Here is an 18,313-nt window from a genome sequence, read left to right on the forward strand (position 1 = left end):
TTCGGCGTCTCGCCGGGAAGCTTCCTTCCTGAGAGAACGCTGTATCGGTTCCATGGTGGCGTGCGTACGCCGACGCTGTCAACGCACCACCTCAGCGGGTGACCTGAATCTCCGTGACGGGGAGGGTGGAGTCGGCCGAGAACGTGAGCTCGCTCGGCTGGTGGCCGGCCATGATCAGCTGCGCTCCGAGCGCGGCGATCATCGCCCCGTTGTCCGTGCAGAGCGACAGGGCCGGGATGCGCAGCTCGACGCCGGCCTCGGCCGCCCGCTGCACGGCCAACTGGCGCACGCGCGCGTTCGCGACCACGCCGCCGCCGAGGAGCAGCCGCGGGACGTCGTGGTCACGGCAGGCCGCGATCGCCTTGGTGACCAGCACATCGACGACCGCCTCGCGGAAGGAGGCCGCGACATCCGCCACCGGCACCTCCTCCGCGGCGTCCTGCCGCTGCTCGACCCAGCGGGCGACGGCCGTCTTGAGGCCGGAGAAGGAGAAGTCGTAGCGGTGCTTCTCGAGGTCCTTCGGGCGGCTCAGCCCGCGCGGGAACCGGATCGCCTTCGGGTCGCCGTCGGCCGCCACGCGGTCGATCTGGGGGCCGCCGGGATACGGCAGGCCGAGCACGCGGGCCACCTTGTCGAACGCCTCCCCCGCCGCATCGTCGATCGTCTCGCCGAGCAGTTCGACGTCGGAGACCAGGTCGCGCACGAGCAGCAGCGACGTGTGCCCGCCGGAGACGAGCAGGGCGATCGTGGGCAGCTCGACGGGATGGCCGGGGCCGCCCGACGCATCCAGCAGGTCGGCTCCGACGTGTCCCACCAGGTGATTGACCGCATAGAGCGGCTTGCCGAGCGACACGGCGAGCGCCTTGGCCGCGCCGACCCCGACCATGAGGGCGCCGGAGAGTCCGGGGCCGCTGGTGACCGCGATCGCATCCACGTCGGCGAGCTCGATGCCCGCGTCGGCGACGGCCGTGCGCAGCGTGGGCTCCAGCGCTTCGAGGTGGGCTCGTGCCGCGACCTCGGGCACGACGCCGCCGTAGCGGGCGTGCTCCTCCATCGACGAGGCGATCGTATTGGCGAGCAGCCGCGTGCCGCGGACGATGCCCACCCCCGTCTCGTCGCACGACGTCTCGATGCCGAGGACGAGCGGCTCGGAACGGCCGGCGGTGGCGGGAGTCATGCGATGGTCGTCTCCGGTGTCGGGACGGTCAGACGCATCACCACGGCATCCACCCCGTCCGGCTGGTAGTACTTCGGGCGCACGCCGATCTCCTCGAAACCGAGGTCGCGGTACAGCGTCTGCGCCCCGGGGTTGTCGGCCCGGACCTCCAGGAACACCTCGCGTGCACCACGGCGCCGCGCCTCAGCGATCAGCGCGAGCATGAGGGCGCGCCCGAGGCCGCGGCGCCGGGCGTGCGGCGCCACGGCGATGGTCTGGATGTCCCCCTCGGCCGCCCCGCGGGGTGCGAGCAGCCCGGCGTATCCGGCGAGGCGCTCCGGCGACTCCGGCTCGAAGGCGACCAGGTAGTAACCGTGCTGTCCGGTGACCTCGGAGAGCATCGCGTGCTCCGACCACGCGTCCCTGACGAAGACGGAGCGCTCGAGTTGCATGATCGCGGGCACGTCGTCCGGGTTCGCCCGCCGCAACTCGTACGCGGTCATGCGGTCACCCGCTTCGGTCCGGCGGACAGCGTCACATCCGGGGAGCGCAGGTAGAGGGGCTCGTCGCGGTCCATCGGGCGCCGGTGGGCGAACCGCAGCTCGGCGATCATGCCCAGACGGCCGGCCGGGACCACGTCGGTCGCGACCCGCTCCATGTCGGGATGCGGCAGCTCGTCGGGCTTGGCGAGTCCGGGACCGTCGAGCCGCACGGGCAGGCCGAGGTCGTCGGCGCCGGAGTAGGCGGTCCAGTAGCGCTCACGGCGGCGCGCGTCCGTCACCACCAGCAGCGGCCCGGTGTACCCGGTCGCGTACCGCTCGTACGCGACCGCGTCGTGGCTGACGACGGGCACCAGCGGCTTGCCGGCGCCGATCGCGAACGCCTTGGCCGCGGCGATGCCGACGCGCAGGCCGGTGAACGGCCCGGGCCCCATCCCGGCGACGACGCCGGAGAGCGCGCGGATCTCGACGCCCGCGACGGTCAGCGCCTCGTCGATCAGCGTGCCGATGACCTCGGCGTGCCGCATGGTGTCGGTCTCGATGACCTCGGAGATCACTCCGGCATCCCGGTCGACGACCGCCACGCTGGTGCCGGCGGACGTGTCGATGGCGAGGAGCATGAGTCCAGCCTAAGCGGGATCGCCGACGTCGGGGCCCGCGTTCCAGCGGGGGCCGAAGCCCGTGATGGTCACCGTGCGGGGCTCGTCGGCGTCGTCGGCGACGTCGCCGTCCTCGTCCGCATCCCCGCCGTGGGGGCTCGTCGCCTCGTCCGCTCCCGTCGGCCGCTCGATCGCGACCTCGAGCCAGGACTCCGCGACGCCGTCGAGCATCCCGGCGCCCCACTCCACCACGACGACCGAGCGGGCGAAGTCGATGTCGAGGTCGTCGAGTTCGAGAGCGCTCGAGAGACGGTACGCGTCCACGTGCACGAGCGGCGCACCCCCGGAGAGGCTGGGATGCGTCCGCGCGAGCACGAAGGTCGGGCTCGTGACCGGGCCGCGCACGTCCATCCCCTCGCCGACGCCGCGCGTCAGCGTGGTCTTACCCGCTCCGAGCGGACCCGACAGGACGACGAGGTCGCCGGCGCGCAGCACCCGGGCGAGCTCCAGCCCGAGAGCGTGCATGTCGTCGGCCGTGGCGATGCGGCGCGTCACAGGCAGCCGCAGCGCGCCGCTCATCGGCCGCCACCGATGTACGTCCGGGTCAGCCGCCCGCCGAGCCGGGTGACGATCTCGTAGTTGATGGTGCCGGCGGCCTCCGCCCAGTCGTCCGCGCTCGGGACGCCGGTGGCCGGGTCGCCGAACAGCACGACCTCGTCGCCGACCTGCACGTCGAGGTCGCCGACGTCGACGACGAACTGGTCCATCGCGACGCGGCCGCTGACCCGGAAGGTCCGCCCGCCGATCGACACCGGCGCGCGATTCGAGGCATGCCGCGGGATGCCCTCGGCGTATCCGAGCGGGACGAGCACGAGCGTCGTCTCCCCGCTGTGCGGTACGTGTAGTCGTACGAGACGCCCTTGCCCGCCGGCACGCGGCGGACCGCCGCGACCCGGCCGCGGAGCGTCATCGCGGGACGCAGCCCCAGCTCGGCCGCCGAGCCGCCGAAGGGCGAGAGGCCGTAGACGGCGATGCCCAGCCGGACGAGGTCGTAGCGCGCCTCGGGCAGCGAGAGCGCCGCGGCGCTGGCCGCGATGTGCCGCAGCTCGGGCGCGAGCCCGGCGGCGGCGGCCCGCGCCAGCGCGCGCTCGAACAGCGCGACGGCGGCACGGTCGTCCTCCGGCGACGCGTTCGACAGGTGCGAGAACACGCCGCGGACGACGATGCGCCCGCTCGACTCCAACTCGGCGGCGCGCGCGAACACCGCATCCCACTCGGCCTCGGCGATGCCGTTGCGGCTGAGGCCGGTCTCGACCTTGAGCTGGACGAAGGCGGGACGGTCACCGGTGTGGGCCGCCGCAGCGGCCGCGGCCGCCTCCAGCTGCGGGAGTGACGACAGCCCGAGGTCCAGGTCGGCGCGGACGGCCGCTGCGAAGTCCTCCTCGGGGTCGTGCAGCCAGGCGAGCACGGGGGCCGTGATGCCCGCCGCTCGCAGCGCCAGTCCCTCGGCGATCTCCGCCACACCCAGCCAGTCGGCCCCGCCGTCGAGCGCTGCGCGCGCGCTCTCCACCGCGCCGTGACCGTAGGCGTCCGCCTTGACGACCGCCATGACGTGCGGGGTGCCGACCAGTTCGCGCAGGCGCACGACGTTCGCGCTCACCGCATCCAGATCGACGACCCGCTCGCGGAACAGCGTCACGGCGCGCACTCCGTCACCACGAACGCGGTGGCGACTCCGGCGTCATGCGTCATCGACACGTGGATGCGCACGATGCCGCGCTCGCGCACCTGCGCCTCGACCACGTTGTGCAGCACGAAACCGGGGTTCCTCTCCTCATCCGGGACGATCTCCATGTCGTGCCAGCGCACGCCCTCCGAGCCGCCGAGCGCCTTGATGAGCGCCTCCTTGGCCGCGAAGCGTGCGGCCAGCGAGTGCACGGGCAGCAGCCGCTCGGCCTCCGTGAACAGCCGTTCCCGCAGCTTCGGGGTGCGCGCGATCGACCGCTCGAAGCGGGTCAGATCGACAACGTCGACCCCGATGCCGTCGATCACGGGGTCACTCCACGGTGACGGACTTGGCCAGGTTGCGCGGCTGGTCGACGTCGAGGCCCTTCGCGGCGGAGAGCTCCATCGCGAAGATCTGCAGCGGAACGACCGCGAGCAGCGGCTCGAACAGCGGGGCGGCCAGCGGGATGCGGATGACCTCGTCGGCGAACGGCAGCACCGCGGCGTCGCCGGCCTCGGCGATCGCGATGACGCGGGCGCCGCGGGCGCGGATCTCCTGGATGTTCGAGACGACCTTCTTGTGCAGCTCGTCCGACCAGCGCGGGCTGGGCACGACGACGAACACCGGCTGGCCGGGCTCGATCAGCGCGATCGGGCCGTGCTTCAGCTCGCCGGCCGCGAAGCCCTCGGCGTGGATGTACGCGAGCTCCTTGAGCTTCAGCGCACCCTCCAGCGCGATCGGGTAGCCGACGTGACGGCCGAGGAAGAGCACCGAGCGGGTGTCCGACATCCACTTGGCCAGCTGCGCGATCTCGCCGTGCGACTCGAGCACGGTGGCGATCTTCTCGGGCACCGCGTGCAGCTCCGCGATCGCGTCGCGCTGCTGCGCGGCGGACAGGGTGCCGCGGATGCGGGCGAGGTGCAGTCCGAAGAGGTAGAGCGCGGTGATCTGCGCGACGAAGGCCTTGGTCGACGCGACCGCGACCTCCGGGCCGGCGTGCGTGTACAGCGCAGCGTCGGACTCGCGCGGGATGGTCGCACCCTGCGTGTTGCAGACCGAGATCGCCTTGGCGCCGGCCTCGCGGGCGTACTTGACGGCCATCAGCGTGTCCATCGTCTCGCCCGACTGGCTGATCGAGATGACCAGCGTGCCCTCCGTCAGCACCGGCTCGCGATAGCGGAACTCGTGGCTGAGCTCGACGGTGACCGGCACGCGCGCCCACTTCTCGATGGCGTAGCTGCCGACGAGACCGGCGTACGCCGCGGTGCCGCAGGCGATGACCGTGATCCGGTCGATGCCGGCGAAGTACTCGTCGCCGAGCGCGTCGAGCTCGGGGATGTGCACGGTGTCGTCGACGAGACGGCCGCGCAGCGTGTTGGCGACCGCATCCGGCTCCTCGGCGATCTCCTTCGCCATGAACGACGACCAGCCGCCCTTCTCGGCGGCGGAGGCATCCCAGGCGACCTCGAACGGCTCGACCTCGACGGCGGCTCCGGCGAAGTCGGTGACCGTCACGCTGTCGGGCGTGATGGTGACGATCTGGTCCTGGCCGATCGCCATGGCGCGGCGGGTGTGCTCGACGAACGCGGCGACGTCGGAGCCGAGGAAGTTCTCGCCCTCGCCCAGGCCGATCACCAGCGGGGAGTTGCGGCGCGCGCCGACGACGACGTGCGGCTGGTCCTGGTGCATGGCGAGCAGCGTGAAGGCGCCCTCCAGACGGGAGACGACCGCCTGGAACGCCTGCGGCAGGTCGCCGGTGCGGCGGTATTCGCGGCCGAGCAGCACGGCGGCGACCTCGGTGTCCGTCTCGGAGTCGAAGGCGAAGCCGTCGGCGAGCAGCTCGTCCTTCAGCGTCGCGAAGTTCTCGATGATGCCGTTGTGGATGACGGCGAGGCGACCCTCGTCGCCCAGGTGCGGGTGCGCGTTCACGTCGGTCGGGCCGCCGTGGGTCGCCCAGCGGGTGTGGCCGATGCCGGTCTGGCCGTTCGGGATGGGGTGCTCCTGCAGGTCCTCGGTGAGCACCGAGAGCTTGCCCGCCTTCTTGGCGGTGCCGAGCGCGCCGTCCGGACCGATCACGGCGATGCCGGCCGAGTCGTAGCCGCGGTATTCCAGGCGCTTCAGGCCGCCGAGGAGCACCTCGAGGCTCTTGTCGGTACCGACGTACCCCACGATTCCACACATGGACTCGAGTCTATCGTGGGCGGGAATGGGCCCCGGCTGTGAGCGCGCCCCTAGACTTGGGGGCCTATGCTTCCGAACGGAGACTCCTCCACCCCCTTCGTCGAGCTGGGGCGGTCCGACTGGGCCGAGCTGGCGGAGAACACCCGCCTCCCCCTGCTGGAGACCGAGATCGTCCAGCTGCGCGGTCTGGGCGATCCGCTCGACATGCGGGAGGTCGCGGAGGTCTACCTGCCGCTCAGCCGGCTGCTGAACCTGTATGTCGGCGGCACCAAGCAGCTGCACCGTGTCACCAGCGACTTCCTCGGCGAGCGCGCGGCGAGCACGCCGTTCGTCATCGGGGTCGCGGGCTCGGTGGCCGTGGGCAAGTCGACCATCGCCCGCCTGCTGCGCGAGCTGCTCTCGCGCTGGGACGACACCCCGCGCGTCGAGCTCGTCACCACCGACGGCTTCCTGATGCCGAATGCGGAGCTGGAGCGACGGGGGCTGATGGAGCGCAAGGGCTTCCCCGAGTCGTACGACCGCCGCGCGCTGCTGCGCTTCGTCACGGCGGTGAAGAGCGGAGCCCCCGAGGTGCGCGCCCCCTTCTACTCGCACCTCAGCTACGACATCGTTCCCGACGCCGAGATCGTGGTGCGCCGTCCGGACGTGCTGATCGTCGAGGGACTCAACGTCCTCCAGCCGGCCGGCGGCGGCAACCGGCTCGCGGTGAGCGACCTGTTCGACTTCAGCGTCTACGTGGATGCGCGCACCCGCGACATCGCCCGCTGGTACGAGGAGCGGTTCCTCAAGCTGCAGCGCGGCGCCTTCGCGAACCCGAAGTCGTACTTCCACCGCTACGCGGAGCTCACCGAGGAGGAGGCGCGCGCACGCGCCGCATCCATCTGGACCAGCATCAACGAGCCGAACCTCGTGCAGAACATCCGGCCGACCCGCTCGCGGGCCAAGCTGGTCCTGCGCAAGGACGACAAACACTCCGTCAGCTCGGTGCTGCTCCGCAAGCTGTAGGGTCCTTATACCTCAGGCCGGAACGATGGAGCCTGTCAAGCTCTGGCCATGGATGCGCGCATCCCGTAGGCATGAGGCATGCCAACTCCACGCTCCCGAGCCGCCGAGCTCTTCGGCCGGCGCGTGCGCGAGGCGCGGATCGCCCTCGGCATGAGCCAGGAGGACATCTCCAACCTCGCCGACATGCACGTCACCAACTACGGTCGCGTGGAGCGCGGCGAGGCCAACTCGGAGCTGCACACCATCGTCCGGCTGGCCACGGCGCTCAACATCGACCCGGGCGAGCTGATGAGCGGGCTCTACGGCGCGGACATGCTGCCCGACCGCTCGCGGGCGTACTCGGTCGCCGACTTCATCGCGGCGCGACGGGCGCACGAGAAGGATTGACGGCGTCAGCCGCCGCGGGCGCGAGCGAGCCGGCTTTACAGCGCCAGCCGCTCCCGCACGACGTCGGCGAGCTCGTTCGCGAGCCGCTCGGCCGTGAACTGGTCCGCCGCCTCCACCATGACCCGGACCAGCGGCTCGGTGCCCGACGGACGCAGCAGCACGCGACCGCTGTCGCCGAGCGCGCTCTCCGCGGTCCGCACGGCGGTGCGCAGGCCCTCGTCGGTGTGGACGGCGTGGTGGTCGACGTTCTTCACGTTCACCATCACCTGCGGGTACACGGTCATGACCTTCGCCAGCTCGGCCAGCGACTTGCCCTGGCGGGCCATCTCGCTGAGGAGGTGCAGCCCGGTCAGGATGCCGTCGCCGGTCGTCGCGAACTCGCGCATGATGACGTGGCCAGACTGCTCTCCACCGAGGGAGAAGTCGTGCTCGTTCATCTCCTCGAGCACGTAGCGGTCGCCCACGGCGGTCTCGACCACGCGGATGCCGTTGTCGCGCATGGCGAGCTTCAGCCCGAGGTTGCTCATGACCGTGGCCACGAGGGTGTCGTCGCGCAGCTTGCCGCGCTCCTTCATGCCGACGGCGAGGATCGCCATGATCTGGTCGCCGTCGACCACGTTGCCGTCGGCGTCGATGGCGAGGCAGCGGTCGGCATCGCCGTCATGGGCGATGCCCACGTCGGCGCCAGCGGCCAGCACGGCCTTCGCCAGGTTGTCGAGGTGGGTCGAGCCGACCCCGTCGTTGATGTTCATGCCGTCGGGGGCATCGCCGATGACGGTCACCCGGGCTCCGGCGTCGGTGAAGACCTCCGGCGAGATGCCGGCGGCGGCGCCGTGGGCGCAGTCGAGCACCACGTGGATGCCGTCCAGCCGATGCGGGAGGCTCGCGAGCAGGTGGAGGACGTAGCGGTCCTCGGCGTCGGCGAATCGGCGGATGCGGCCGACGTCGGCGCCGGTGGGGGTCAGCTTCTCGAGATCGAGGTGCTGCTCGATGCGGTCCTCGACCACATCCGGCAGCTTGGTGCCGCCGCGGGCGAAGATCTTGATCCCGTTGTCGGGCGCCGGGTTGTGCGAGGCCGACACCATGACGCCGAAGTCGGCGTCGAAGTCCGCGATCAGGAAGGCCGTGGCGGGCGTGGGGATGACTCCCGCGTCGTACACGTCGATGCCGGAGCTCGCGAGTCCGGCCGCGACGGCGGCGGAGAGGAACTCGCCCGAGACGCGGGGGTCGCGGGCGACGATGGCCGAGGGGCGCTTGCCGGCTGCGCGGCGCGCCTCGGCGCTTCGGCCTTGCGTCAGTACAGCAGCAGCTGACTGCGCAAGGCCGAGCGCCAGGTCGGCGGTGAGACTGCCGTTCGCGAGACCGCGAACGCCGTCGGTTCCGAAAAGGCGGGGCATGGACCGAAGCCTAGACGCTCGCGAGCGTCAACGCTTGGAGAACTGCGACGCCTTGCGGGCCTTCTTGAGACCGGCCTTCTTGCGCTCGGTGACGCGGGCGTCACGGGTGAGGAAGCCGGCCTTCTTCAGGGTCGGGCGGTTGTTCTCGCGGTCGATCTCATTGAGAGCGCGCGCGATCGCGAGGCGCAGGGCGCCCGCCTGGCCCGAGGGGCCGCCGCCGGTGATGCGGGCGACCACGTCGTAGGAGCCGAGCAGGTCGAGCACCTTGAAGGGGTCGTTGATCAGCTGCTGGTGCAGCTTGTTGGGGAAGTAGTCCGCGAACTCACGGCCGTTGACCGTGATGGTGCCGGCACCCGGGACCAGGCGCACGCGCGCGATGGCCTCCTTGCGACGGCCCACGGCCGCGCCGGGCACGGAGAGGACGGGACGCGGGGCGGCCGGGGCCGCGCTCTCGGGAGTCTCGGTCGAGTAGGAGTCGACGTTCTCGACCTGGGCCGAGTCGATGCTGTCTGCGATCTTCGCCACGGTGGTGATAATCCTTTGTCTCTTGAAGTCTGAAGGTCTTACGTCGCCGTTACTGGGCGACCTGGCCGAGCGTGTACGGCTTCGGCTGCTGGGCGGCGTGCGGGTGCTCGCTTCCGGTGTAGACCTTCAGCTTGCGCAGCTGGGCGCGACCGATCGAGTTCTTCGGGAGCATGCCGCGGACGGCCTTCTCCACGGCGCGGGCCGGGTTCTTCTCCAGGAGCTCGGAGTAGGTGGTGGCCTTGAGGCCGCCCGGGTAGCCCGAGTGGCGGTACGCCTTCTTCTGCAGCGCCTTCTGACCGGTCAGCGCGACCTTGTCGGCGTTGACGATGATGACGAAGTCGCCCATGTCCATGTGGGGGGCGAAGGTCGGCTTGTGCTTGCCGCGCAGGAGGGCGGCGGTGTGGCTGGCGAGACGGCCGAGCACGACATCGGTCGCGTCGATGATGACCCAGTCGCGCTGGATCTCGTCTGCCTTCGGGGAATAGGTGCGCGTCACAGTAGTGGCTGCTTTCTGTCTCGAACGGAGGTGTTCGTGAATCCCGCTCCGATGGGGGTTCGCATCGTGATCCGATGGAACCCAAGCCGGTGGAGGGCTCACGTTCGCGTGCCGCACCGCAGGAGGCGCGGACACCAAAGATCAATAGTACGGGAGCGCGGCATCCCCGGTCAAACCGGCTACAGCTCGCGCAGCGCCCGGGTGCGCTCGGCGCGCAGGGCCAGCTCCGATCCCTCCGGGTAGCCGACCTCCATCAGGGTGAGGCCACGGGCCGGCATGACCTTGAACGCGCTCGTGCGGCGCCGCTCGTCACGAAGGCTCACCAGGTCGCCCGGGCCGAGCTTCCCCTCGCCCACCTCGACGCATGCCCCCACGAGCGCGCGCACCATGCTGTGGCAGAACGCGTCGGCGGTCAGGTCGGCGATGAGGACGCCGTCGGGATCCCGGTGCCAGGCGAACGTCTGCAGCGTCCGGATGGTCGTCGCGCCTTCCCGGGCCTTGCAGTAGCTGGCGAAGTCGTGCAGGCCGAGGAGCCCGTGCGCCGCCATGTCCATCGCGTCGACATCCAGGTCGGACGACACCCACGCCGTCCGGTGCCGTTGCAGCGGGTCGCGCAGGGCCGAACGGTCGGCCACCCGGTACTCGTAGCGGCGCCACAGGGCCGAGAAGCGGGCGTCGAAACCCTCCGGAGCCCGGGATGCGCTCAGCACCACGACGTCGGACACCGGGCCCAGGATGCCGTTGAGCCGCCGGCCCAGCGCCTCCTCCGCCGAGAGCGGCGGGCGCTTGCCGTGCGGCTTGCGCAGGACCGCCTCCTGCTCGCCCGTCAGATCGACGTGCGCCACCTGACCGACCGCGTGCACACCCGCGTCGGTGCGCCCGGCGACCGTCAACAGCGGCGGGTCTCCGGCGCGCCGGGAGATCGTGGCGAGCGCCTCCTCCAACGTGCCCTGGACTGTCCGGAGCCCGGGCTGGCGCCCCCATCCGTTGAAGTCGGTGCCCTGGTACGCGATGTCGAGGCGGTAGCGCGTGGTCGGGGCGTCGTCAGTACGCACGGACCAGCCCCACCTCCTGCTGGGCCGTCACGAACCCCATCCCCGTGTAGAGGCCGAGGGCACCGGTCGGGTTCTCGGCATCCACGTCGAGCACCACCTTGCCGAGGCCGCGTGCGGCGGAGGCCCGCAGCACCTCGCCCAGCAGCGCCGGCGCGATGCGGCGGCCGCGGAACGGTCGGGTGACCGCGACGGTCGACACGTACGAGCTCGTGAAGCCCTGGCCCGGCCAGTCCTCCTCCGCGACATCGGTCAGCAGCACGCCGGCGACGTCGTCGCCCACGAACGCCACGAACGACAGTGCGGCGTCGAAGGTGCCCGAGGTGAGGCCGTAGAACTGCTCGTCCGAGAGCGGCTGGCTGCCCCAGTGGTCTCGGAACGCGTCGTCGCGGGCGGCGTGCACGGCAGCGGCCAGCTCCGTCCGGTACGGCTCGATCCGCACCTCCCCGACGGGAGAGACCTCGGGGATCGGCTCCCCCAGGTCGCGCTGCATGGTCTGGAAGTAGCGCACCACCTCGAAGCCGCCCGCCTCGAGCAGCCGCCGGCGTCCCGGCGCGCGCTCATCCGCATAGCCGACGAGCCAGCCGGGAAGGGCCTTCTCCGACGCGGCCAGCTTCTGCTCGCCGCGTGCCCGCTGCCAGGCGAGCAGCTCACGTCCGATGCCGCGGTCGCGGAAGTCGGGATGCACGCCGCCGTTCATGAACTCCCGCACCAGCGTCTCCTGCCGCGGAGGCTCCATCACGACGCCGACCGCGGCCACGCGGCCGTCGTGCGCGATCGCCAGGAGGGTGTCCCGCTCCCGGTCGATGAAGCTGTAGCCGAGCTCCTCCTCCACCTGGTCGCGGTTGGTCAGGTAGTTCGGGTGGTCCGCGGTGTCGATGGTGCGGTAGACCTCCCACACCGCATCCACGTCGTCGGTCGTCGCCGGGCGCCAGAGGGCGATGTCGGGATGCTGCGGCCGATGCGTCGGAGGGGCGGTCACCCGGGCGCTGAGCGGCGTCATGGCGTCGTCGGTCATGCCTCTCACCTTACGGGGCGACGGATCGACCGGTGAGGCGATGCGCCTATCCGGGTCGAGTGGCGACATGATGTCGCGACTCGCGGCCGGGGCCGGGGCCGGGGTCGGAGTCGGGGCCGGAGACGACGAAGGCCCCGCATCCGGGGATGCGGGGCCTCGTACGAGCGGGCGGGAGGGCGTTACGCCTTCTCCGCCTCGGTCTCTGCGTCGGTCTCACCGGCGGCGTCGGCGTCGGCGGTCGCGTCCTCCGCGACCACGGCCTCAGCGGCGGCGGTCTCGGTCGAGGTCTCCTCGGCCGGGGCCTCGGTGGTCTCCTCGGTCGCGGTCTCCTCGGCGGCCGGCTCCTCGGCCGGAGCTGCCTTCGGCGCGGCGGCCTTCGACGACTTCGACGACTTCACCTTCGGGGCGACGGGCTCGAGGACGAGCTCGATCTGCGCCATCGGCGCGTTGTCGCCCTTGCGGAAGCCGAGCTTGGTGATGCGGGTGTAGCCGCCCTCGCGCTCGGCGACCAGGGGCGCGATCTCCGTGAAGAGCTCGTGCACGACGGTCTTGTCCTGGATCACGGACAGCACGCGGCGGCGGGCGTGCAGGTCGCCGCGCTTCGCGAACGTGATCAGGCGCTCGGCCACGGGACGCAGGCGCTTCGCCTTGGTCTCGGTGGTCTTGATGCTCTTGTGCGTGAAGAGCGCAGCGGCCAGGTTGGCGAGCAGCAGGCGCTCGTGCGCCGGGCCGCCCCCGAGGCGGGGGCCCTTGGTGGGCTTAGGCATGATCGGTTATCTCCAGTGTTGAAAAAGGTCTGATGGCGTGAGTCGGACGACGTGCCTCAGATGGTGGTGGACTCGTCCTCGTCGTACCCGCTGTAGAAGTGGGCGCCGTCGAACCCGGGAACCGAGTCCTTCAGCGACAGGCCCATCTCCGTCAGCTTGTCCTTGACCTCATCCACCGACTTCTGACCGAAGTTGCGGATGTTCATGAGCTGCGTCTCCGACAGCGAGACGAGCTCGCTGACGGTGTTGATGCCCTCGCGCTTGAGGCAGTTGTACGAGCGGACCGACAGGTCGAGGTCCTCGATCGGCATCGACAGCTCGGAGCTGAGGACGGCGTCGACCGGCGCGGGGCCGATCTCGATGCCCTCGGCGGCGCTGTTGAGCTCGCGGGCCAGACCGAACAGCTCGACCAGGGTGCGGCCGGCCGAGGCGATGGCGTCGCGCGGGCTGATCGCGGGCTTGGTCTCGACGTCGACCACGAGACGGTCGAAGTCGGTGCGCTCACCGGCACGGGTGGCCTCGACGCGGTAGGTGACCTTCAGCACGGGCGAGTAGATCGAGTCGATCGGGATCTGGCCCGCCTCGCTGTACTCGTTGCGGTTCTGCTGCGCCGAGACGTAGCCGCGGCCGCGCTCGATGGTCAGCTCGACCTCGAACTTCGCCTTGTCGTTGAGGGTCGCGATGACCAGCTCGGGGTTGTGGATCTCCACGCCCGCCGGGGCCGAGATGTCGGCGGCGGTGACCTGGCCTGCGCCGGTCTTGCGGAGGTACGCGGTGATCGGCTCGTCGTGCTCGCTCGAGACGACCAGACCCTTGATGTTCAGGATGATCTCGGTCACGTCCTCCTTGACACCCGGGACGGTGCTGAACTCGTGCAGCACGCCGTCGATGCGGATGCTCGTGACAGCCGCGCCGGGGATGGAGGAGAGGAGGGTGCGGCGGAGGGAGTTGCCGAGGGTGTAGCCGAAGCCGGGCTCCAGCGGCTCGATGACGAACCGCGAACGGAACTCGGAGATGTTCTCTTCGGTGAGCGTAGGACGCTGTGCAATGAGCACTATTGATTCCTTTCGGCTAAGTGTCCGCTATATGACACTTGCTTCTACTGAGGTGGGGGTGTCACGCCGTCAGGCGGCGGCCCGTGGGGACCGCCGCCTGCGGCGGACGTGAAGAGAACTTAGACGCGACGGCGCTTCGGCGGGCGGCAACCGTTGTGCGCCTGCGGGGTGACGTCGTTGATCGAGCCCACCTCGAGGCCGGCGGCCTGGAGCGAGCGGATCGCGGTCTCGCGGCCCGAACCCGGACCCTTGACGAAGACGTCGACCTTCTTCATGCCGTGCTCCTGCGCCTGACGCGCCGCCGACTCGGCGGCGAGCTGCGCCGCGAACGGGGTCGACTTGCGGGAGCCCTTGAACCCGACGCCGCCGGACGAGGCCCAGCTGATGACCGCACCGGTGGTGTCGGTGATCGAGACGATCGTGTTGTTGAACGTGCTCTTGATGTGGGCCTGGCCCACAGCGATGTTCTTCTTTTCCTTCTTGCGCGGCTTACGAGCGGCCGACTTGGGTGCTGCCATTTCTTCTCCTGAATCCTAAGAGCGTGGGGCCGCGGGCCTTAGCGCGCCTTCTTCTTGCCGGCCACGGTGCGCTTCGGACCCTTGCGGGTGCGCGCGTTCGTCTTGGTGCGCTGGCCGCGGACCGGGAGGCCCTTGCGGTGGCGGATACCCTCGTAGCTGCCGATCTCGACCTTGCGGCGGATGTCGGCTGCGACCTCACGGCGGAGGTCACCCTCGACCTTGAAGTTGCCCTCGATGTAGTCGCGGAGGGCGACGAGCTGGTCGTCGGTCAGATCCTTGACGCGGATGTCGCCCGAGATCTCGGTCTCGCGCAGAGTCTGCAGCGCACGCGTGCGGCCGACTCCGTAGATGTAGGTGAGTGCGACCTCCACGCGCTTCTCGCGCGGGATGTCGACGCCTGCTAGACGTGCCATTGTTGGCTTCTCCTGTGATGGGTGGAGGTCTGCAGCGATCCCGGTGCCCCGGCCTCCTCCGAGGGTGTCCCCCGGTCCGTTCCCGGTCCGGGGTTCTGGCATCGCCTGTTTCGTTATTCGGTTGTGGGAACTGCGTTCAGCCCTGGCGCTGCTTGTGGCGCGGGTTCTCGCAGATGACCATGACCCGGCCGTTGCGACGGATGACCTTGCACTTGTCGCAGATCTTCTTGACGGAGGGGTTGACCTTCATGAGTGCTTCTAACCTTTGTTCGCTGTCCTCGTACCTCGCCGGGGGCGACCCGTGGCGAGGCCGTTACTTACAGCAGACCTTTACTTGTAGCGGTAGACGATCCGGCCGCGGGTCAGATCGTAGGGGCTCAGCTCCACGATCACGCGGTCCTCGGGGAGGATGCGGATGTAGTGCTGGCGCATCTTGCCTGAGATGTGGGCAAGAACCTTGTGACCGTTGGTCAGCTCCACGCGGAACATCGCGTTGGGGAGAGCCTCGATCACGGATCCTTCGATCTCGATGACACCGTCTTTTTTGGCCATAGCCTCACTGTCGCTAAAAGTAGTGGTTTGCTGGTCGTGCGTTGATCGGCGGAAGGCGCGTTCGAAACGTGCCTAAGACACCAAGGGTCTATCTTATGGGAAACGCAGCGATTCCGCCAATCCGCGTGTATCATCTGCGGCCGCTCTCGGCGAACAGGTCACGCGATGGGCGTCGGCGTCACGCCGAAGGGCGCGAGACCCGCCGCTCCGCCGTCGGCGGCGGTCAGCACCCAGATGCCGTCCGCGTGCACCGCGACGCTGTGCTCCCAGTGCGCGGCGGCCGAGCCGTCCTCCGTGGCGACGGTCCAGCCGTCGTCCTTCACGTACGTCTCCTGGTCGCCGAGCACCACCATCGGCTCGATCGCGACCACCAGGCCGGGGCGCACCTCGGGGCCCTTGGCCCGCACGCGGTAATTGAACACCGGCGGCTCCTCGTGCATCCGCCGGCCGATGCCGTGCCCGATGTAGTCGGTGAGGATGCCGAAGTCGCCCTGCGACACGATGTGGTCCTCGATCGCCTCGCCGACCTCGTTGAGGTAACGCGCCGAGGCGAGCGTCGCGATGCCGCGCCAGAGCGACTGCTCGGTCACGTCCGCCAGGCGCTGCCGCTCGGCGACGAGCTCGGGATGCGCCGGGTCCGGTAGCACGAACGTGCGCGCCGCATCCCCGTTCCATCCCTGGAGGATCGCGCCGCTGTCGACCGAGAGGATGTCACCCGGCTGCAGGATGCGCGCGCCCGGGACGCCATGCACGACCTCGTTGTTCACCGACGCGCAGATGGTGTGGTGGTATCCGGGCTCGAGCTTGAAGTTGGAGGCGCCGCCCGCGGCGACGATCGCGCGCTCGGCGAGGGCGTCAAGCTCGAGGGTCGAGATTCCGGGAGCGACGGCCGCCGCGACGGCGTCGAGCGACGCCGCGGTCGCGAGCCCCGGCGCGACCATGTCGCGCAGTTGGGCGGGCGTCTTGTAGATGGACTTGCGCAGGATCATCGAGAAGGGTCGGCCGCTACGCGACGGACTCGCCGCTGGACGCACTCGCGCCCTCGACCGGGTTGATGCCGCGCTCCGCCAGAGCGGCGGTGATGCGTTCGGCGACCTCGTCGATCCCGCCGAGGCCGTCGACCTGGACGACCAGGCCACGCCCGCTGTACACGTCGATCAGCGGCGACGTCTCACGGACGTAGACCTCCTGGCGGTGGCGGATCGCCTCTTCCGAGTCGTCCGCGCGGCCCTGCTCGACGGCGCGCTTCGTCAGCCGCTGCACGATCTCGTCCTGGTCGGCGACGAGCTGGATGACCGCATCCAGCTTCTCGCCCTTTCCGGCCAGCAACCGGTCGAGGTAGTCGACCTGCGCGAGCGTCCGGGGGTACCCGTCGAGCAGGAAGCCGCCCGCGGCGTCCTCCTCGTCCAGGCGGTCGGCGACGAGTTGGTTCGTGAGGCTGTCCGGGACGTAGTCCCCCGCATCCACGATCGCCTTGACCTGCTTACCGAGCTCGGTCTCGTTCTTGATGTTGGCCCGGAAGATGTCGCCCGTGGAGATGTCGGGGATCCCGTAGGTGGTGGTGATGCGGGCAGCCTGCGTGCCCTTTCCCGCTCCGGGGGACCGACGATCAGCATTCGGGTCAACGCAGAAGCCCTTCGTAATGCCGCTGCTGGAGCTGGGAGTCGATCTGCTTGACCGTCTCCAATCCGACACCGACGATGATCAGGATGGACGTACCGCCGAACATGAAGTTCTGGCTTGCGCCGATCAACGCGAAGGCGACCAACGGGATCAGCGCGATGATGCCGAGATAGAACGACCCGGGCAGGGTCACGCGGGTGAGCACGTAGTCGAGGTACTCGGCCGTCGGACGGCCCGCGCGGATGCCGGGGATGAAGCCGCCGTACTTCTTCATGTTGTCCGCGACCTCCTCCGGGTTGAAGGTGATGGCCACGTAGAAGTACGTGAAGCCCACGATCAGGAGGAAGTACAGCAGCATGTAGAGCGGGTGGTCGCCCTTGGTCAGGTAGTTCGTGATCCAGGTGACCCACGGCGCCGGGGCCTTGCCCGCGGCCGGCTGGTTGAACTGCGCGATCAGGGCGGGCAGGTACAGCAGCGACGAGGCGAAGATGACGGGCACGACGCCGGCCATGTTGACCTTGATCGGGATGTACGTGTTGTTGCCGCCGTACGTGCGCCGGCCGACCATCCGCTTCGCATACTGCACGGGGATGCGCCGCTGCGACTGCTCGACGAAGACGACGCCCATGACGATGAGCAGGCCGATGGCGATCACGACCAGGAGGATCTCGATGCCCTGAGACTGGCCGACCGCCCAGAGGGAGGACGGGAACTGCGCGGCGATCGAGGTGAAGATGAGGAGCGACATGCCGTTGCCGATGCCGCGCTCGGTGACGAGCTCGCCCATCCACATGATGAGGCCCGTACCGGCGGTCATCGTGATGACCATCAGCATGATCGCGTACCAGGAGTCGTCCGTGATGAGCTGCGTGCACTGCGAGACGGCGGTGGTGCCGAACAGCGCGCCGCTGCGGGCGACGGTGATGAGGGTCGTCGACTGGAGGACGCCCAGCGCGATGGTGAGGTAACGCGTGTACTGCGTGAGCTTGGCCTGACCGGCCTGACCCTCCTTGTAGAGGGTCTCGAAGCGCGGGATGACCACGCGCAGCAGCTGCACGATGATCGACGCGGTGATGTAGGGCATGATGCCCAGCGCGAAGATCGAGAGCTTGAGCAGGGCGCCGCCGGAGAACAGGTTCACCAGCGAGTAGAGACCCGAGGTGTCCTGGTTGGCGTTCAGACAGGTCTGAACGTTGCCGAAGTCGACGAACGGCGCGGGGATGAAGGAGCCCAACCGGAAGAGGGCGATGATGCCCAGCGTGAAGAAGATCTTCCGGCGAAGATCCGGGGTGCGGAAGATCCGCGCAACGGCGCTAAACAAACCTGCGTCCTGCTTTCCTAAG

21 protein-coding genes and 2 pseudogenes are annotated in these 18,313 nt (G+C 69.8%); 2 read left to right on the forward strand and 21 right to left on the reverse strand.

What is annotated here, in order from left to right; all coding sequences use genetic code 11:
- Positions 1 to 91 precede the first annotated feature (91 nt).
- The 7 genes and pseudogenes from tsaD to glmS all read right to left on the reverse strand — a co-directional run bounded on the left by tsaD (position 92) and on the right by glmS (position 6,162).
- Positions 92 to 1,177, reverse strand: a complete 1,086-nt coding sequence (gene tsaD / locus ACQ86M_RS10840) for a tRNA (adenosine(37)-N6)-threonylcarbamoyltransferase complex transferase subunit TsaD (protein WP_431245453.1) — start codon at positions 1,175 to 1,177, stop codon at positions 92 to 94.
- On the reverse strand, positions 1,174 to 1,659 hold the full coding sequence (gene rimI / locus ACQ86M_RS10845; RefSeq protein WP_431245454.1) for a ribosomal protein S18-alanine N-acetyltransferase: 486 nt from the start codon (positions 1,657 to 1,659) through the stop codon (positions 1,174 to 1,176). The genes tsaD and rimI overlap by 4 nt, the downstream gene beginning before the upstream one ends.
- Complete coding sequence (gene tsaB, locus ACQ86M_RS10850; protein ID WP_431245455.1) at positions 1,656 to 2,276, reverse strand: tRNA (adenosine(37)-N6)-threonylcarbamoyltransferase complex dimerization subunit type 1 TsaB; 621 nt, start codon at positions 2,274 to 2,276, stop codon at positions 1,656 to 1,658. Before tsaB ends, rimI begins: the two co-directional genes overlap by 4 nt.
- A gap of 9 nt (positions 2,277 to 2,285) precedes the next feature.
- Positions 2,286 to 2,834, reverse strand: coding sequence for a tRNA (adenosine(37)-N6)-threonylcarbamoyltransferase complex ATPase subunit type 1 TsaE (tsaE, locus tag ACQ86M_RS10855; RefSeq protein WP_431245456.1), 549 nt, complete (start codon positions 2,832 to 2,834; stop codon positions 2,286 to 2,288).
- Positions 2,831 to 3,963: pseudogene (alr, locus tag ACQ86M_RS10860) on the reverse strand (alanine racemase). Before alr ends, tsaE begins: the two are co-directional and overlap by 4 nt.
- On the reverse strand, positions 3,951 to 4,307 hold the full coding sequence (locus tag ACQ86M_RS10865) for a holo-ACP synthase (protein WP_431218703.1): 357 nt from the start codon (positions 4,305 to 4,307) through the stop codon (positions 3,951 to 3,953). The pseudogene alr and the gene ACQ86M_RS10865 overlap by 13 nt, the downstream one beginning before the upstream one ends.
- 4 nt (positions 4,308 to 4,311) lie before the next feature.
- Positions 4,312 to 6,162 carry a glutamine--fructose-6-phosphate transaminase (isomerizing) gene (gene glmS, locus ACQ86M_RS10870; RefSeq protein WP_431245457.1) on the reverse strand — a complete coding sequence of 617 codons (1,851 nt, stop codon included), beginning with the start codon at positions 6,160 to 6,162 and terminating at the stop codon, positions 4,312 to 4,314.
- Positions 6,163 to 6,228: 66 nt separating this feature from the next.
- On the opposite strand from glmS, the gene coaA reads away from it, so the two are divergent.
- Together coaA and ACQ86M_RS10880 are read left to right on the forward strand one after the other, a co-directional pair.
- Positions 6,229 to 7,167: a type I pantothenate kinase gene (gene coaA, locus ACQ86M_RS10875; protein WP_431245458.1), complete on the forward strand. Its 939-nt coding sequence runs from the start codon at positions 6,229 to 6,231 to the stop codon at positions 7,165 to 7,167.
- A 78-nt stretch (positions 7,168 to 7,245) separates the two neighbouring features.
- The gene (locus ACQ86M_RS10880; RefSeq protein WP_431218706.1) at positions 7,246 to 7,554 is read left to right on the forward strand and encodes a helix-turn-helix domain-containing protein; all 309 of its coding nucleotides are present in this window, start codon (positions 7,246 to 7,248) and stop codon (positions 7,552 to 7,554) included.
- Between the two features lie 35 nt (positions 7,555 to 7,589).
- On the opposite strand, the gene glmM is transcribed toward ACQ86M_RS10880, so the two are convergent.
- The 14 genes and pseudogenes from glmM to secY form a co-directional block, all read right to left on the reverse strand.
- Complete coding sequence (gene glmM, locus ACQ86M_RS10885) at positions 7,590 to 8,951, reverse strand: phosphoglucosamine mutase (protein WP_431245459.1); 1,362 nt, start codon at positions 8,949 to 8,951, stop codon at positions 7,590 to 7,592.
- A 27-nt stretch (positions 8,952 to 8,978) separates the two neighbouring features.
- Entirely contained in the window at positions 8,979 to 9,476 is a 498-nt protein-coding gene (gene rpsI, locus ACQ86M_RS10890) for a 30S ribosomal protein S9 (protein ID WP_431218708.1), read from the reverse strand.
- A gap of 49 nt (positions 9,477 to 9,525) precedes the next feature.
- Positions 9,526 to 9,972 (reverse strand): 50S ribosomal protein L13, encoded by a 447-nt coding sequence (gene rplM / locus ACQ86M_RS10895; RefSeq protein ID WP_431218709.1) that lies wholly within the window; start codon positions 9,970 to 9,972, stop codon positions 9,526 to 9,528.
- 179 nt (positions 9,973 to 10,151) lie between these two features.
- Positions 10,152 to 11,027 carry a tRNA pseudouridine(38-40) synthase TruA gene (gene truA / locus ACQ86M_RS10900; RefSeq protein WP_431245460.1) on the reverse strand — a complete coding sequence of 292 codons (876 nt, stop codon included), beginning with the start codon at positions 11,025 to 11,027 and terminating at the stop codon, positions 10,152 to 10,154.
- Positions 11,017 to 12,042, reverse strand: coding sequence for a GNAT family N-acetyltransferase (locus tag ACQ86M_RS10905; protein ID WP_431245461.1), 1,026 nt, complete (start codon positions 12,040 to 12,042; stop codon positions 11,017 to 11,019). The genes truA and ACQ86M_RS10905 overlap by 11 nt, the downstream gene beginning before the upstream one ends.
- Before the next feature lie 179 nt (positions 12,043 to 12,221).
- A complete protein-coding gene (rplQ, locus tag ACQ86M_RS10910; RefSeq protein ID WP_431245462.1) occupies positions 12,222 to 12,809 on the reverse strand; it encodes a 50S ribosomal protein L17 in 588 nt (195 codons plus the stop codon).
- Positions 12,810 to 12,865: 56 nt separating this feature from the next.
- A complete protein-coding gene (locus tag ACQ86M_RS10915) occupies positions 12,866 to 13,864 on the reverse strand; it encodes a DNA-directed RNA polymerase subunit alpha (protein ID WP_018191943.1) in 999 nt (332 codons plus the stop codon).
- 119 nt (positions 13,865 to 13,983) lie between these two features.
- A complete protein-coding gene (gene rpsK, locus ACQ86M_RS10920; RefSeq protein WP_018191944.1) occupies positions 13,984 to 14,382 on the reverse strand; it encodes a 30S ribosomal protein S11 in 399 nt (132 codons plus the stop codon).
- A 38-nt stretch (positions 14,383 to 14,420) separates the two neighbouring features.
- A complete protein-coding gene (gene rpsM, locus ACQ86M_RS10925) occupies positions 14,421 to 14,795 on the reverse strand; it encodes a 30S ribosomal protein S13 (RefSeq protein WP_055914002.1) in 375 nt (124 codons plus the stop codon).
- A 136-nt stretch (positions 14,796 to 14,931) separates the two neighbouring features.
- A complete protein-coding gene (rpmJ, locus tag ACQ86M_RS10930) occupies positions 14,932 to 15,045 on the reverse strand; it encodes a 50S ribosomal protein L36 (protein ID WP_011186712.1) in 114 nt (37 codons plus the stop codon).
- An 80-nt stretch (positions 15,046 to 15,125) separates the two neighbouring features.
- Positions 15,126 to 15,347 carry a translation initiation factor IF-1 gene (infA, locus tag ACQ86M_RS10935; RefSeq protein ID WP_011186713.1) on the reverse strand — a complete coding sequence of 74 codons (222 nt, stop codon included), beginning with the start codon at positions 15,345 to 15,347 and terminating at the stop codon, positions 15,126 to 15,128.
- A gap of 158 nt (positions 15,348 to 15,505) precedes the next feature.
- Positions 15,506 to 16,336 (reverse strand): type I methionyl aminopeptidase, encoded by an 831-nt coding sequence (gene map / locus ACQ86M_RS10940; RefSeq protein ID WP_431245463.1) that lies wholly within the window; start codon positions 16,334 to 16,336, stop codon positions 15,506 to 15,508.
- Between the two features lie 16 nt (positions 16,337 to 16,352).
- Positions 16,353 to 16,972: pseudogene (locus ACQ86M_RS10945) on the reverse strand (adenylate kinase).
- Positions 16,969 to 18,291, reverse strand: coding sequence for a preprotein translocase subunit SecY (secY, locus tag ACQ86M_RS10950; protein WP_115697821.1), 1,323 nt, complete (start codon positions 18,289 to 18,291; stop codon positions 16,969 to 16,971). The pseudogene ACQ86M_RS10945 and the gene secY overlap by 4 nt, the downstream one beginning before the upstream one ends.
- Positions 18,292 to 18,313: the final 22 nt, after the last annotated feature.

It is taken from the genome of Leifsonia xyli subsp. cynodontis (genome assembly GCF_050632205.1).
In the GTDB taxonomy this organism is placed as follows: Bacteria; Actinomycetota; Actinomycetes; order Actinomycetales; family Microbacteriaceae; genus Leifsonia; species Leifsonia xyli_D.

Excerpts from the sequence above, each read along its gene's own strand:
- tsaD (WP_431245453.1), bottom strand. The coding sequence starts at position 1,177 with ATGACTCCCGCCACCGCCGGCCGTTCCGAGCCGCTCGTCCTCGGCATC.
- rimI (WP_431245454.1), bottom strand. The coding sequence starts at position 1,659 with ATGACCGCGTACGAGTTGCGGCGGGCGAACCCGGACGACGTGCCCGCG.
- tsaB (WP_431245455.1), bottom strand. The coding sequence starts at position 2,276 with ATGCTCCTCGCCATCGACACGTCCGCCGGCACCAGCGTGGCGGTCGTC.
- tsaE (WP_431245456.1), bottom strand. The coding sequence starts at position 2,834 with ATGAGCGGCGCGCTGCGGCTGCCTGTGACGCGCCGCATCGCCACGGCC.
- glmS (WP_431245457.1), bottom strand. The coding sequence starts at position 6,162 with ATGTGTGGAATCGTGGGGTACGTCGGTACCGACAAGAGCCTCGAGGTG.
- coaA (WP_431245458.1), top strand. The coding sequence starts at position 6,229 with ATGCTTCCGAACGGAGACTCCTCCACCCCCTTCGTCGAGCTGGGGCGG.
- ACQ86M_RS10880 (WP_431218706.1), top strand. The coding sequence starts at position 7,246 with ATGCCAACTCCACGCTCCCGAGCCGCCGAGCTCTTCGGCCGGCGCGTG.
- glmM (WP_431245459.1), bottom strand. The coding sequence starts at position 8,951 with ATGCCCCGCCTTTTCGGAACCGACGGCGTTCGCGGTCTCGCGAACGGC.
- ACQ86M_RS10905 (WP_431245461.1), bottom strand. The coding sequence starts at position 12,042 with ATGACCGACGACGCCATGACGCCGCTCAGCGCCCGGGTGACCGCCCCT.
- rplQ (WP_431245462.1), bottom strand. The coding sequence starts at position 12,809 with ATGCCTAAGCCCACCAAGGGCCCCCGCCTCGGGGGCGGCCCGGCGCAC.
- rpsK (WP_018191944.1), bottom strand. The coding sequence starts at position 14,382 with ATGGCAGCACCCAAGTCGGCCGCTCGTAAGCCGCGCAAGAAGGAAAAG.
- rpsM (WP_055914002.1), bottom strand. The coding sequence starts at position 14,795 with ATGGCACGTCTAGCAGGCGTCGACATCCCGCGCGAGAAGCGCGTGGAG.
- rpmJ (WP_011186712.1), bottom strand. The coding sequence starts at position 15,045 with ATGAAGGTCAACCCCTCCGTCAAGAAGATCTGCGACAAGTGCAAGGTC.
- infA (WP_011186713.1), bottom strand. The coding sequence starts at position 15,347 with ATGGCCAAAAAAGACGGTGTCATCGAGATCGAAGGATCCGTGATCGAG.
- map (WP_431245463.1), bottom strand. The coding sequence starts at position 16,336 with ATGATCCTGCGCAAGTCCATCTACAAGACGCCCGCCCAACTGCGCGAC.